This is a genomic window from Betaproteobacteria bacterium, assembly GCA_009693245.1.
GTDB lineage: Bacteria > Pseudomonadota > Gammaproteobacteria > Burkholderiales > SHXO01 > SHXO01.
Genome location: SHXO01000082.1, coordinates 1 through 14,576 on the forward strand (window position 1 = coordinate 1; position 14,576 = coordinate 14,576).

The following is a 14,576-nucleotide window of genomic DNA, read 5'->3' on the forward strand; positions in this document are numbered from 1 at the left end:
CAGACCCGCAGGCAGGCCATGGATGAGGTGATTGACTGGATGACTTTCTACAACCACCGCAGATTGCATTCAACCTTAGGGTGTGTCAGTCCCATGCAGTTTGAACAAAACTGGCACGCGGCACAGTTCAAAAAGGCCGCATAATCGGGTTGCTAAGATGTACGTCAAACAGGGGCAAGTTCAGTCTTTGCGATCGCGTGTGAAACCCTCAATCAGATCATTTCCATAGACCCTCAATCAAGGTAATCCATGCCCCACAATTTGCACAACACCCTCCAGGAGTTCAAACCCGCCCCCGGCAAAACCGGAAAATTCTATTCGCTGCCCGCTCTGGAGAAGGCGAAGGTAGGAAAAATCTCGCGCCTGCCCGTTTCCATCCGCATCGTGCTGGAATCCGTGCTGCGCAACTGCGACGGCAAGAAAGTCACCGAAGAACATGTACGCCAGCTAGCCAACTGGAAGCCCAACGCGGACAGAACCGATGAGATTCCATTCGTGGTCGCACGTATCGTATTGCAAGACTTCACCGGCGTTCCGCTACTCGTCGACCTCGCCGCGATGCGCGGCGTGGCAAGCCGCATGGGCAAGAATCCGAAGGTGATCGAGCCTCTGGTTCCCGTGGATCTCGTGGTGGATCACTCCGTTCAAATCGATCACTATGGTTCGGCGGATGCGCTGCGCAAGAATATGGCGCTGGAATTCGAGCGCAATGGCGAGCGCTACCAGTTCATGAAGTGGGGCATGCAAGCCTTCGACACTTTCAAAGTGGTGCCACCCGGCATCGGCATCGTGCATCAGGTGAACCTGGAATACCTCGCGCGTGGCGTGCACAACAAGGGCGGGGTGTATTACCCGGATACCTTGGTAGGCACGGACTCCCACACCACCATGATCAACGGCATCGGTGTCGTGGGATGGGGCGTGGGCGGCATCGAAGCTGAGGCCGGCATGCTGGGGCAACCCGTGTACTTCCTGACTCCCGATGTGGTGGGGGTGCACCTCACTGGAAAGTTGCGGGGCGGCGTGACCGCAACCGATCTGGTGCTCACCATCACCGAAATGTTGCGCAAGGCCAAGGTGGTGGGCAAGTTCGTCGAGTTCTTTGGCGAGGGCGTGGAAAATCTCGCCCTGCCCGACCGTGCCACCATCGCCAACATGGCGCCCGAGTACGGCGCCACCATGGGCTTCTTCCCCGTGGACGACGTCACGGTGAAATATTTCGAAGGCACGGGCCGCACCAAGGAAGAAATTCAGGCCTTCGCCGCCTACTTCAAGGCCCAGAAACTCTATGGGGTGCCCAAGGCCGGCGACATCGATTACTCCCAGACCCTGGATCTAGATCTATCCACGGTGACGCCCTCGCTTGCTGGCCCCAAGCGCCCGCAAGACCGCATCGATCTGGGAAAAGTCAAGACGCAGTTCGCCAGCCTTTTCGAGAAGCCCGCGGCGGAAAACGGGTTCGCCAAGAAGGCCGAAGACCTGGCGCTGCGCATCACAACCAAGGATGGTATCGAGATCGGCTCGGGCGATGTGCTGATCGCGGCCATCACCTCTTGCACCAACACCTCCAACCCCAGCGTGCTCATCGCCGCGGGACTCCTCGCGAAGAAAGCCGCCGAGAAAGGGCTCACCGTCAAACCGCACATCAAGACTTCGCTGGCACCCGGCTCACGCGTGGTGACTGAGTATTTGGCGAAAGCCGGCCTCCTAACCTCCCTGGAGAAATTGGGTTTCTATCTCGCGGGCTATGGTTGCACCACGTGCATCGGCAACGCCGGGCCTTTGTCCGAAACCATCGAGGACGCCATCGTCAAGAACGATCTCGTGTGCGCCGCCGTGCTCTCTGGCAATCGCAACTTCGAGGCGCGTATTCACGCCAATCTTCGCGCGAACTTCTTGGCGTCTCCGCCACTGGTGGTAGCCTACGCCATCGCGGGAACGGTGCTAAAGGATCTGATGAGCGAACCGCTAGGAAAAGGATCGGACGGTAAAGACGTCTGGATCGGCGACGTCTGGCCCACCAGCCAGGAGATCCATGACTGCCTGAAATACGCCATGGATCCGAAAACCTTCCAAACACTTTATGGCGGCTTCACCCACGGCAACGATCTGTGGAACGATGTTCCCACATCCACCGGCCAAGTCTATAACTGGCCCGCTTCCACCTACATCGCCGAACCGCCTTTCTTCGGAGAATTCGGCATGCAGCCCGCGGCGGTGAGAGCCATCACCGGCGCGCGCGTGCTGGGCGTGTTCGGTGATTCCGTCACCACCGATCACATCAGCCCGGCCGGCTCCATCAAGGACAGCGCCCCGGCAGGCAAATATCTTCTGGGCAACGGTGTGGTGAAGGCCGATTTCAATAGCTACGGCGCCCGGCGCGGCAACCATGAAGTGATGATGCGCGGCACTTTCGCCAATGTACGCATCAAAAACCTCATGCTTCCGCCCAAACCAGACGGCTCCAGAATCGAGGGCGGCCTCACCTTGTTCCAACCCAGCGGCGAGCCCATGACCATCTACGATGCCGCGATGAAGTACATCGATGAAGGTATGCCCACGGTGATCTTCGCGGGTGAAGAATACGGAACCGGCTCCTCACGCGACTGGGCGGCCAAGGGCACGCAGCTACTCGGCGTCAAGGCCGTGGTGGCACGCAGCTTCGAGCGCATCCACCGTTCCAACTTGGTGGGCATGGGCGTGCTTCCATTGCAACTCCTTGGTGACGATTCCGCTCAGAGCCTTGGGATCACCGGCGAAGAAGAAATCAGCATCCAAGGCCTGGACCCGGTCATCCCCCAACAAGGGCTGACCCTCGCCATCAAACGGGCCAACGGCGAAACCCAACACGTCAAGGTGCTGTCGCGAATCGATACACCCATCGAGGTGGACTATTACAGGCACGGCGGCATCCTGCCGTATGTGTTGAGGGATATTCTCAAGGCGGCATAAGACTAGCGTGAGCGAATGATTCGTGTTGAGCCTTGAGCCACGTCCTTCGCGGCCAGAGATACCGAGAACCCCATGAGGTATTGGAATTTACTTCAGGCTTTTGCCAACTGGCCTTTGTACTTTCGCTTCAAGTGCGGGCTCGTAAATGCTACCGAGCTGGAGTTTCACACGCGATCCGGATTACAAGTTTTCGTTCCGGCTCAGCTTATCGTGGAGTTCAAGGAAATCTTCTTTTCCGGGGCCTACTCCAGAGGCTTCTAGCCTCTCAGTCGCTTGGCAAATGTGGTGGATATCGGTGCGAACGTAGGCTTTTTTACCCTCTTCGCCATCCATGAGTTCAAGGCCCAGCGCATCTTCGCGTATGAGCCCATTCCGGCTAACTATTCGCAACTTGCCAAGAATGTTGCCGCGAATAGGTTGTCTTCTGTTCGCATTTTTTGCCTTGGCGTTAGCGGGGAATCAGGTGCGCGCGAGTTCCGTCTGAACAGCACCCAGGAGTTCACAACCGCAGCCAGAATTGACGACCTGAACACAAGCGAAAGTAAAGATGCCAGCAATCTCAAGGTAGATTGCGTTGATCTACAAACTGTCGCCGGCACGCACGTTTGCCAACCCATAGACCTGCTCAAACTGGATTGCGAGGGGGCCGAATACGAGATTCTTTATCGTGGCAAGGCAGTGCTGCCCAATTGCCACCGAATTGTCGTCGAATGTCATAACATCGATGACAAGACTCAGAACCAATCCGCACTTGCAGCGTTTCTGCGCGATAACGGATATAGCGCTTTGGAGTCAGGTCCGATGATCTACGCAACCCGCTTCAAATCTTGAACTGATTAATTAGCCTAATCCGCCCTTCACCCTTCGGCGTTGCTCGGGGCGAGCATCTCTTGGGGACCTTCACACGTCCGCCCAAAATCTCCACCCCGCTAGCGCTTCGCCCGTTCCCACAGAATTCGTAACACCCGCTTATCCCCCGCCACTATCACCGGACCGGGACTACGTAGCTCCAGCTTATCGCCGTCCAGGAAAATCATGCGGCGTTGCTCGGTATCCACCCAATTGGGCATCAGACTGTAGAGCACGAGGTGAATAACGATGCGATTGGCTTCGTCCACTTTGAAGGTGCCCGCGTAGGCGAAGTACCCTTCGGCGGCGGCAGCGCGCTCCTCCGTGGTGGATTGCATGATGTCCCCCGATGCATACTTGGGCCGCCCGGGCTTCATGAGGTTGACGGACAGGTGCCCGTCTGCCGCGTACATGATGTAGCCCGCCAAGTCTTTACCCATGGGGCGCACTTCGTCGCCATCTTCCCGCACGGCCACGTAATCCGCAATGCGCCAAGTGCCGATGAGCGCCTGCTCCAGCGGCCCGGGCTCGGCAAAAGCGCCGGGGCTTACCGCCGCCAGCATCATCATGCCAGACAGGATTTTCTTGATTTCCTTCACTTTCGCTCCTCGATATTGAAATGGGGCCAGGGTAAACCGATACGCTCTCGCCTTACGCCGGGCGAACCGGAAACACATATCCCATTCACTCGTTTTGCCAACCGCGGGCAATGGCACTACTCCAGAAAGGTCACCGCCTCGGAATAGGAGGCACGGCCTGTGCGGTAGGAATTAACGGCGTGATCCGCATCCGCGTAACCAAAGGAGATACCGCACACTACTTTTCGCTCGGGCGCCAATCCAAAAAACTTGCGCAAGAAATCGGGATAGGAAGCCAGCGCCGCTTGCGCGATGGTATCCACGCCCAAACTCTTGGCCGCATACAGAAATGTTCCGGTGTATAGCCCGCAATCGATGGCGCCGTAAATACCAAGGGCTTCATCCGTGGTCATGATCAATGTATGCTGGGCGCCGAACAAACGAAAATTCTCCAAGGCCTGCTCGCGGGCCCCGGCCTTGTCGTCCTTTTTGACTCCGACGGATTCGTAGAGCTGCACACCGCACACCTTGCGGCGCTCGCGGTAGATCCCCAAATAGGCCTCGGGAAACGGAAAATCCGGATTGGGGGTAGCACCGCTACGCGCATGATCGTAAAGGGATGCGCGAAAGCGCTCCTGCGCCGCGCCGCTCAGCAAGGTCAATTGCCACGGCTGAGTGTTGCACCAAGACGGGGTTTGCTGAGCGATGTCCAGGATTTTCTGGATCGTTTCGCGCGGAACCTGTTTGGAAAGAAAACGGCGCGCGCTGTAACGGGTGCGGATGGCTTGTTCGACGTGCATTGGGGGGCAGGGGCTGGGGGCTGGAGGCTGGGGGTTCATGCTTTGCCCTAGCCCCTAGCCAACGGGCTTGAACCGCGCATCCACTTCCACTTGCAAACCCGTTGTGAGGCGGTTACCGGCGTTGGCGAGGGCCACGATCTCCACCAACTCGGCGAGCATTTCGTCATCCATTCCTTTTTTGCGGGCTGCCGCGATATGGGAGTTGATGCAGTACTCGCAATTATTCGTGATGCTCACGGCCAGGTATATGAACTCCTTGGTCATGGGATCCAGCCTGCTCTCCTTGACCATGACTTCCTTCATCCATCCCCAGAATCGTTCCAGCATGGGCGGATGCACGGCAAGCGCCCGCCAGATGTTGTTCACGTAATCGGTCTTGCGCGTTGCGCGAATATCCTCGAAGACCTTTCTCGCCCGCGGCGAGGCGTCCTCGTCATTAACCAGTTTGACTTGTGCCATGGCCCGCTCCGTAACTCCACTCACGAAAGTTGGCCGAGTGTACCACCGGGCGCCTTCGCGGCTCATCATCCTCCTCGCCCGCCGCGCGTGAAATACGCCCACCCGCACTTATTAGACAGCCCCAGCCTTAGCGATCATAATGCGCGCCTTTCGCCCGGCGGATTTGTTGCATGAAGCTTTTGTTCGATACGTTTCCGGTCATCTTATTCTTCATCGCCTACTATGGTTCGGGGCAGGACATTTACCTCGCCACCAGCGTGACGATCGCCGCGACAGTCGCGCAGGTGGCCTGGGCAAAGTGGAAGTACGGGAAGATCGACCAGATGTTGTTGTTCAGCCTCGCGCTGATCGTTGTATTTGGCGGCGCCACGTTGTTGCTGCACGATGCCACCTTCATCAAGTGGAAGCCCACCGTGTTGTACTGGGGGTTCGCCACCGCCTTGATGGTGTCGTATTGGTTTTTCGGCAAGAATTTGATACGCAAGCTGATGGAAAAGCAGATCACCCTGCCCGATTCCGTATGGGCGCGGCTGAATTTCAGTTGGGCGGTTTTCTTCGCATTCATGGGCGTGTTGAATCTTTACGTGGCATTCAATTACGCGGAGAAGACCTGGGTCAATTTCAAGATGTTCGGTGCCACGGGACTAATGCTCGTATTCGTTCTCGCGCAAGGCTATTTGCTCTCCAAGCACATGCCACCCGAAGAGGAAAAGTCATAGGCACACCGTGAGCACGCACGACATCATCCAGCAGCGCCTGGAAAGCCTGCAACCAGAGACCATTGAACTGCACGACGAGAGTCATGAGCATGCGGGACATGCTGGCGCCAAGGGCGCCGGGGGGCATTACCGCTTATTCATCGTGTCCAAGTTATTCGCCGGAAAAACCACCCTGGCAAGACATCGCATGGTCTACGCCGCGGTCGGGGACTTGATGAACGGCAGCATCCACGCGCTCGCCATCACCGCCCAAACACCGGAGGAACTGAATCGGATGTTTTCGCACTAAACGGCGTTGCACCACGAAGCCAGAAAGTTTTCTTACACAGACCAGCAAAGGATATTTCATGTACTTAAGAACCATCGCCATCGTGCCCCTCGCCATCGCGCTCTTGGGAGCCACCCTCTCCACGGCGCGCGCGGAGGATAGCAACAACGTTGCCGTCGTCAACGGCGTAGCCATACCCCAGGCCCGCCTGGAATACGTGGTGAAAATTCAAGCGGCGCAAGGCAAGAAGGACGATGCGGAACTGCGCAAGCAAATCAAGGAGGCGCTCATCAACCGCGAAATCTTGTCGCAAGAAGGCTCGAAGCGCGGGTTGGACAATACCCCGGAGCTCACGGCCCAAGTAGAAATGGCCAGGCAGGAGTTCTTGATTCGAGCCCTATTCGAAGAATTTGCCGCCAAGAATGCACCCACGGACGAGGAGGTCACCGTCGAATACGAGAAAGCGAAACAGATGGCCTCGGGCGGTGGCCTGAGGAAGGAATATCTGGCGCGCCACATTCTCATCAAGAACGAGAAAACCGCCAAAGCCACGCTCGCCAGCCTCAACAAGGCCAAGAGCAAGAATTTCGAGCAACTGGCCAAGACCAAGTCCGAAGACGGCGGCTCGAAGAAACAAGGCGGCCTGCTGGAATGGAATGACGGCAGCGGCTTCGTGAAGGAGTTTTCCGAAGCCATGACGCAGCTCAAGAAAGGCGAATACACCCAGCAACTGGTGAAGTCGCAATTCGGTTATCACATCATCCGGCTGGAAGACGAACGCCCCATCCCCTTCCCCGCGCTGGAAGAAGTGAAGGACAAGGTCCAACAGCAGGTGATGATTCAGAAGCGCGACAAATACATCGCCGACCTCAAGGCCGCGGCAAAGGTGGAGTAGTAAGAGAGAAGAAAAACCTCACCACAGAGAAACAGAGAAAAATGGTGTTCCTCTGTGTCTCTGTGGTTCATGCCGTAGGTGTAGTACTTAGCCGACCCACACTCTCGCGTTTCGGAACATGCGCATCCATGGACCGTCCTCGCCCCACTCCTCGGGATGCCAGGAGTTTTGTACGGTACGAAACACGCGCTCGGGATGCGGCATGAGAACGGTAAAGCGGCCGTCGGTATTTGTGAGTCCCGTGATGCCTTGCGGGGAGCCGTTGGAGTTGTACGGATAGGTCTCCGCGACCTGCCCGCGATTGTCCGCGTAGCGTACGGCCACATACCCGCTTGCGGCGCGCAGTTGGGCATCATCTTCGAATTCGGCGCGCCCTTCGCCATGGGAAGTGACCACCGGCATGCGGCTACCCGCCATGCCTTGAAATAGCAACGAAGGGTTGGACAAAATCTCCACCATCACCAAACGTGCCTCGAACTGCTCGGAACGATTGCGAACGAAGCGCGGCCAGTGGCTGGTCCCTGGAATGAGTTCTCGCAGGTTGCTCAGCATCTGGCAGCCGTTGCAAACGCCCAAGGCGAAAGAATCGCGGCGGTTGAAGAACCGGTCGAAATCCTCTCGTAGGCGCGGGTGGAACAAGATGGACTTGGCCCAGCCCTCCCCGGCCCCCAGCACGTCGCCGTAGGAGAATCCGCCACAGGCGGCGAATCCGCGAAACTCCCGGAGTGAGCGCCTGCCCGATGCCAAATCCGTCATGTGCACGTCCACGGCGGCGAAGCCGGCCCGGTCGAAGGCCGCGGCCATTTCGATCTGCCCGTTGACGCCTTGCTCGCGCAAGATGGCGATGGCCGGGCGCGCGCCGCGCTTGATGAACGGTGCGGCGATATCCTCGTTCAACTTGAATGTGAGTTTGGCGTGGAGCCCAGGATCGGCGGCATCCAGGATGCGGTCGAATTCCTCCTGCGCGCAAGCAGGATGATCGCGCAGGCGCTGCATGTGATAGGTGGTTTCCGACCATGCCCGCATCAGCGCAATGCCTGACTCGCGATAGAGTTGTTCGCCATCGCGCTCGATGCTGAGTTCGCCCGCCGTGTTGATGCCGCCGATGAGGTGAAGGCAATCCGCCAGGCCATGGCGCTCGAATTTCTTGCGCACGGCGTAGAGGCGTTTGTCCCGCACTTGCACGACAGCACCCAGTTCCTCGTTGAAGAGTACCGCCAGGGGCGCGGACTGCGCGCACAACTCAGTAATATCGGCGGTGATGCCTACGTGGGTGGCGAACATCATCTCGCACAAGGTGACGATCAAACCGCCGTCGGAGCGGTCGTGATAGGCCAGCACATCGCCTCTGTCATTGAGCGCCTGGATGCACTCGAAGAAGGCCTTGAGTTGCTCCGCACGGTCCGCGTCCGGACAGTCATTTCCCAACTGGCCGTAGACTTGCGCCAGCGCCGAACCGCCCAGGCGGGCCTTGCCGTTACCGAGGTCGATCAGGATGAGGGACGTATCCTCGTTGAGGGCACGCAACTGCGGCGTGAGCGTCTTGCGCGCATCCATGCTGGGCGCGAAGGCGGAGGCAATCAGGGAGACTGGCGCGATCACCTCTTTCTTGATGGTGGCCGATGCGACACCGGCGTTCTCCTCGGACTCCTCGCTCCAGGTGGTTCGCATGGACATGGAATCCTTGCCCACGGGAATACTCACCCCCAATGCTGGACATAATTCCAGGGCCACGGCCTTCACGGTATCGTACAAATCCGCGTCCTCGCCGGGATGGCCGGCGCAAGCCATCCAATTGGCCGAAAATTTCACCTGAGAAAGTTTTTCGATGCGCGCGGCGGCGATGTTGGTGATGGCCTCGGCGATGGCCATGCGTCCCGAAGCCGGTGCATCGATGAGCGCCAGCGGAGTTCGTTCGCCGATGGCATAGGCTTCGCCACGGTAATTGGTGAATCCGGATAGTGTCACCGCCACATCCGCCACCGGCACTTGCCAAGGGCCCACCATTGGATCACGCGCGCTTAATCCCCCCACGGAACGGTCGCCGATGGTCACCAGAAAAGTCTTGTTGGCCACGGCCGGGAAGCGCAACACGCGCGGCAGCGCCTCCGCGAGACTCATCTCGGACAAGTCCAGTGGCAGCAAGATTCTCGCAAGACGGCGCGCTTCCCGAAGCATGCGCGGAGGCTTACCCAACAACACGGGAAGCTCCATGTCCACGGTCTTGTTGCCGAACTGCGCGTCCTCGACCACCAATTGATGGTCGGGCGTGGCGTCTCCGATGATGGCGTAGGGACAGCGCTCGCGCACGCAGATGTCGCGGAAGATTTGCAGCCGGTCCGAATGCACGGCGAGCACGTAGCGCTCTTGCGCCTCGTTACACCAAATTTGCATGGGCGACATGCCGGGGTCTTCATTGGGGATATCGCGCAACTCGAAGGTCGCGCCGCACGCGGCCGTGTGCACGAGTTCTGGCAAGGCGTTGGACAGCCCGCCCGCGCCCACGTCGTGAATGGACAATATGGGATTGCGCTCGCCCAAGGCCCAGCAGCGGTCGATCACCTCCTGGGCGCGGCGCTGAATTTCCGGGTTGCCGCGCTGGACCGAATCGAAGTCCAAGTCTTCGCTGTTGCTGCCAGACTGCATGCTGGAGGCGGCTCCGCCCCCCAGCCCGATCAGCAACCCGGGACCGCCCAATTGAATGAGAAAGGCTCCCTGGCCAAACTCCAATTTCTCGATCTGGTTCTCGCGAATGTTGCCTACCCCGCCCGCGATCATGATGGGCTTGTGATAACCGCGCACCTGGCCTTCGGCTTGTTGTTCGAAGGTGCGGAAATAACCGGATAGATTGGGTCGGCCGAATTCGTTGTTGAACGCCGCCGCCCCAATGGGGCCCTCCAACATGATCTGCAATGCCGAGGCAATGCGATCGGGCTTACCGTAGTGGTCACGCTCCCAGGGTTGGCCCGCCTCCGGAATGCGCAGGTGCGAGGTGGAGAAGCCCACGAGGCCGGCCTTGGGCTTGCCCCCCCTCCCCGTGGCCGCTTCGTCGCGAATCTCGCCACCGGCTCCGGTCGCGGCCCCCGCGAAGGGCGAGATGGCAGTGGGGTGATTGTGGGTTTCCACCTTCACCAAGATGTGCGCGGGTTCGCGTATATAAGCGTAACGCCCGCTGGCGTCGGGAAGCAGGCGATCTGTTTCCGCGCCTTCGATCACCGCTGCGTTGTCGGCGTAAGCCACGCGCGTGCCTTCCGGCGTCACGGCGTGGGTGTGGGTGATCATCTGAAAGAGCGACTGGGGCTGCTTCTCGCCATCGATGGTCCAGGTGGCGTTGAATATCTTGTGGCGGCAATGCTCGGAATTGGCCTGGGCGAACATCATCAGTTCGGCATCGGACGGATCGCGCCCGATGCGCCGGAAATACTCCGATAAGTAAGTGATCTCATCCTCGGAGAGTGCGAGCCCCATCTCCAGGTTGGCGCGATGCAAGGCGCCCTCGCCTGCGCGCAATAACGGAATCGTCACGAGCGGAGGCGGCTTCATGTGGCGGAAAATGGCCTGGGCGCCTTCCACGGAACTCATGACCGTCTCGGTCATGCGATCGAACAATAGGGGGCGAATCACGTTGAGATCCGCGTTTTGCAACTGCAATCCCTGGCGGGCGTAGAGGGAATAAGCGATGCCGCGCTCGATACGCACCACGGGCACCAAACCGCACGAGTGGGCGATATCCGTCGCCTTCGACGACCAGGGCGACATCGTGCCTAAGCGCGGGACCACCACCAGCACGCGAGCCCGCTCACCAGGCTCCTCGCCGGGATGGCCGTAGGTCAATATCCGCCACAAGACATCGCGCTCCGTGGTGCTTAGCGGCCGGCTCAGCTCGGCGAAATGCCAAAATCGCGCTCGAATGGAATCTAGTTTTGGAAGCTGCTCGCGCGCGGCACCTAAAAGCTTGTCAAGGCGGAAACGCGATAGAGCCAGAGGACCGGGAATTTTAAGAACAAGTGACATCGAGTCGTTGCGGCCCGAGGGCAAAGGCGCGATTATAGCCGCCGGACCCGTAAAAACCCAATAAGTTATTACGAAAACGCTTACTACTCAACAGCTTGTTTGCGTTTTTGGAATTGCTCCACGCACTTAACCGAGGCTTTTTGCATGGAACCCATCTACCGCAGCCACGAAATTCGCGACATCGAAGCCCGCGCCGTCATTAACCCAGACACGCCCACTTTGATGGAGCGCGCTGGTCTGGCGGCAGCCATCTACGCCCGCGACCATCTGCTCCAAGGCAAAAAGAGAATCCTGGTGCTGGCAGGCCCTGGCAATAACGGCGGCGATGGATTCGTCGCGGCCACCCATTTTCGGCGCTGGCGCTTCGACGTGAGCGTGATCTTCCTGGGGGACGAGAGCAAGCTTTCCAAGGATGCCCGGGGCGCCTTGATGGAATGGCGCGCGGAGGGCGGCGCCGTGTTTTCCGAGGCACCCAGACTCGGGGACTGGGACTTGGTGGTGGACGCGTTGTTCGGCATTGGCTTGGAGCGGGATATAGCACCGCCCTACACCAGCCTCATTCATCTCATCAACCGGCAAACTTGCCCGCGCTTCGCCCTGGACATTCCGAGCGGACTACACGCCGATAGCGGTCGCGTGCTGGGACTCGCCGTGCAGGCTACCCACACCATGACTTTTCTGGGGCTCAAACCGGGACTGCTCACGCTGGATGGGCCGGACCATTGTGGCCAGGTGCTGGTGGACACCTTGGGCCTCGCATCGCTCCCGGCCCCTCGCGGCTGGACGATTGACGAAAGCATCTTGCGCGCTCTTCTGCCCAAGCGCCGCCTCAACACCCACAAGGGTAGCTTCGGCTCCCTGGGTCTCCTAGGCGGTGCGCCCGGAATGACGGGAGCCGTTTTGCTAGCGGGCAGGGCCGCGCTCAGGCTGGGTGCAGGGCGCGTCTACGCGGGCTTCCTGGGCCCCGCACCCCAGGTAGACCTGCTGAACCCGGAGCTGATGCTGCGCAATGCGGCTGACATCCTAGCTCTTCCCCACATCAGCGCCTATGCCGTGGGGCCAGGGTTTGGCACCTCCGAGGGGGCGCGGGACATCTTGCACCGGCTGTTACCGGCCGGGCGCCCCATGGTGATCGACGCCGATGCGCTTAACCTCATCGCCAGCGACACATCGCTGCGCGAGCAATGCCAAGCTCGCTCGGTGCCAACCATCGTGACACCGCATCCAGCGGAGGCGGCTCGCCTGCTAGGCGGTACGGTCGAGGAGGTCCAAGGTGACCGGGTGCCAGTGGCCATCACGCTGGCCAAGGATCTCACCGCCTATGTCGTATTAAAGGGGGCGGGGTCGGTGTGCGCTACCCCCGAAGGCCTTTGGTTCATCAACCGCTCGGGAAATCCAGGATTGGCTAGCGCCGGTTCGGGGGACGTGCTTACGGGATTTATCGGTGCGCTGCTCGCGCAAGGGGTGGAGGCGCAAAAGGCACTATTGGGCGCGGTTCAGCTTCACGGCAAAGCCGCCGATGTACTGGTGAGCAAGGGTATCGGACCTATTGGTCTCACGGCAAGCGAAACCATCGATGCCGCCCGCGACTTAATCAACCAGTCTTAGCCGAACAAGCTACCGCTGCGCTCGGCTTGCGCGGGGACCTGCATGTGCTGCTCTGGCACCAGCGAACTGGCACGCACGCCTAGCAATCGCAATCGCTGGCCGAGCGCCACTCGCCGGAGGCACTCCCGTGCCGCGCTTCGAATTCGCTGTGCGTCGCGGGTAGGCGTGTCCATCGTAGTATCGCGCGTGACGATGCGAAAATCCGCGTGGCGCAGTTTCACGCCGATGGTCTTGGCGGCGTAGCCCTTACGAGCAAGATCAGCGCTCAAACGCTCGCATAGATCCAGCAAGATAGTAGAGAGCGCTGCCCGGTCCGCCACTGGGTGCAAGTCGCGCTCGAATGTGGTTTCCCGGCTGATGGACTTCGGTTCGCTTTGCATCACCACGGGCCGGTCGTCGCGTCCGTGGGCGGCATCCAACAACCAGCGCGATTGGCGCCGGCCAAAGTGCGCGGCCAGCACCTCGATAGGCGCCGCGGCGAGTTGGCCGATGTTGTGTATGCCGAGCGCTTCGAGTTTCTCGCTCGCCCTTGGGCCCACTCCGTTAATTTTTCGAACCTCCAGAGGCCAGATACGCACCGCAAGATCGTCATGACCCAGCACGGTGAGCCCGTCTGGCTTATCCAGCTCCGAAGCGATCTTGGAAAGGAGCTTGTTGGGCGTCACTCCGATGGAACAAGACAAGCCCGTGGCCGCGCGCACGCTGTCCTTGATGCGCTGTGCTAATTTCACGGTATCACCCCCCACTTCGGTGAGATCGATGTAAATCTCATCGATGCCGCGGTCTTCGATGTGGGGTGCCACTTGCGCTACCGCGGCCTTGAACAGTCGCGAAAACCTGCGGTACTCATCGAAATCCGCCGGAAGAAGTATCGCGTGGGGTGCGAGGGCTGCCGCCTTCATGAGCCCCATGGCCGAATGCACCCCCAGGGCGCGCGCTTCGTACGTTGCTGTAGTGGCCACCCCGCGCCCTGCGTAATCACGCAAGCGGGGAAACTCCGCCACTGGTTGTTCTGGTGTCACTCTGGCGCGCGCACGCGCACCACCGATCACCACGGGCAAACCTTTGAGTTGGGGGTAGCGCAGCAATTCCACGGAAGCATAAAAGGCGTCCATATCCAAGTGAGCGATGCGCCGCTTCACCGATTGGTTAGAATCCGCGCCCATCAACTGCGCCCAGATCATCCATGAAAATCTCCTCTCCCAACGAAGCTCACGCCCTGCGGCCGCTACCGGCCCTGATATTCGCGAGCCGCTGGCTACAACTGCCCTTGTACCTAGGTTTGATTCTCGCGCAAGGCGTGTACGTATGGCACTTCTGGGTGGAATTATCGGATTTGATCTGGGCGGTGATGGGGAACCAGGGATCCTTGGACCACATCATATCGGCCGTGGCCGTGGAAGGCATGACCAAGCCGCAGAAGCTCAACGAAAC

General features: G+C 59.5%; 13 protein-coding genes. 8 read left to right on the forward strand and 5 right to left on the reverse strand.

The genetic code is table 11. The features are described from left to right. The 3 genes from EXR36_12705 to EXR36_12715 form a co-directional block, all read left to right on the forward strand. A partial coding sequence (locus EXR36_12705; GenBank protein ID MSQ60467.1) for an IS3 family transposase occupies positions 1 to 144 on the forward strand: 144 nt, incomplete at its 5' end. 105 nt (positions 145 to 249) lie between these two features. Further along, positions 250 to 2,952 carry an aconitate hydratase AcnA gene (gene acnA, locus EXR36_12710; protein MSQ60468.1) on the forward strand — a complete coding sequence of 901 codons (2,703 nt, stop codon included), beginning with the start codon at positions 250 to 252 and terminating at the stop codon, positions 2,950 to 2,952. A gap of 273 nt (positions 2,953 to 3,225) precedes the next feature. Beyond that, positions 3,226 to 3,783, forward strand: coding sequence for an FkbM family methyltransferase (locus tag EXR36_12715; protein ID MSQ60469.1), 558 nt, complete (start codon positions 3,226 to 3,228; stop codon positions 3,781 to 3,783). Between the two features lie 98 nt (positions 3,784 to 3,881). On the opposite strand, the gene EXR36_12720 is transcribed toward EXR36_12715, so the two are convergent. From EXR36_12720 to EXR36_12730, 3 genes are read right to left on the reverse strand one after another with little or no spacing between them, the layout of a single operon-like run. Next, complete coding sequence (locus EXR36_12720; protein ID MSQ60470.1) at positions 3,882 to 4,478, reverse strand: lipocalin-like domain-containing protein; 597 nt, start codon at positions 4,476 to 4,478, stop codon at positions 3,882 to 3,884. Positions 4,479 to 4,516: 38 nt separating this feature from the next. Then, entirely contained in the window at positions 4,517 to 5,218 is a 702-nt protein-coding gene (locus tag EXR36_12725) for a nitroreductase (GenBank protein ID MSQ60471.1), read from the reverse strand. 15 nt (positions 5,219 to 5,233) lie between these two features. Further along, a complete protein-coding gene (locus EXR36_12730; protein ID MSQ60472.1) occupies positions 5,234 to 5,638 on the reverse strand; it encodes a carboxymuconolactone decarboxylase family protein in 405 nt (134 codons plus the stop codon). Between the two features lie 170 nt (positions 5,639 to 5,808). Between EXR36_12730 and EXR36_12735 the strand changes: the two genes are divergently transcribed. From EXR36_12735 to EXR36_12745, 3 genes are read left to right on the forward strand one after another with little or no spacing between them, the layout of a single operon-like run. Beyond that, entirely contained in the window at positions 5,809 to 6,357 is a 549-nt protein-coding gene (locus tag EXR36_12735; protein ID MSQ60473.1) for a septation protein A, read from the forward strand. A gap of 7 nt (positions 6,358 to 6,364) precedes the next feature. Continuing rightward, the gene (locus EXR36_12740) at positions 6,365 to 6,646 is read left to right on the forward strand and encodes a BolA family transcriptional regulator (protein MSQ60474.1); all 282 of its coding nucleotides are present in this window, start codon (positions 6,365 to 6,367) and stop codon (positions 6,644 to 6,646) included. 58 nt (positions 6,647 to 6,704) lie between these two features. Beyond that, a complete protein-coding gene (locus EXR36_12745; protein MSQ60475.1) occupies positions 6,705 to 7,520 on the forward strand; it encodes a peptidylprolyl isomerase in 816 nt (271 codons plus the stop codon). A gap of 87 nt (positions 7,521 to 7,607) precedes the next feature. On the opposite strand, the gene EXR36_12750 is transcribed toward EXR36_12745, so the two are convergent. Next, on the reverse strand, positions 7,608 to 11,534 hold the full coding sequence (locus EXR36_12750) for a phosphoribosylformylglycinamidine synthase (protein MSQ60476.1): 3,927 nt from the start codon (positions 11,532 to 11,534) through the stop codon (positions 7,608 to 7,610). 144 nt (positions 11,535 to 11,678) lie between these two features. Here EXR36_12750 and EXR36_12755 point away from each other — a divergent pair, with 144 nt between their 5' ends. Beyond that, positions 11,679 to 13,142, forward strand: a complete 1,464-nt coding sequence (locus EXR36_12755) for an NAD(P)H-hydrate dehydratase (GenBank protein MSQ60477.1) — start codon at positions 11,679 to 11,681, stop codon at positions 13,140 to 13,142. On the opposite strand, the gene EXR36_12760 is transcribed toward EXR36_12755, so the two are convergent. After that, the gene (locus tag EXR36_12760) at positions 13,139 to 14,308 is read right to left on the reverse strand and encodes a DNA polymerase IV (GenBank protein MSQ60478.1); all 1,170 of its coding nucleotides are present in this window, start codon (positions 14,306 to 14,308) and stop codon (positions 13,139 to 13,141) included. The genes EXR36_12755 and EXR36_12760 overlap by 4 nt on opposite strands. 20 nt (positions 14,309 to 14,328) lie before the next feature. On the opposite strand from EXR36_12760, the gene EXR36_12765 reads away from it, so the two are divergent. Continuing rightward, the coding region (locus tag EXR36_12765; protein ID MSQ60479.1) for a TIGR00645 family protein at positions 14,329 to 14,576 on the forward strand (248 nt) is incomplete at its 3' end.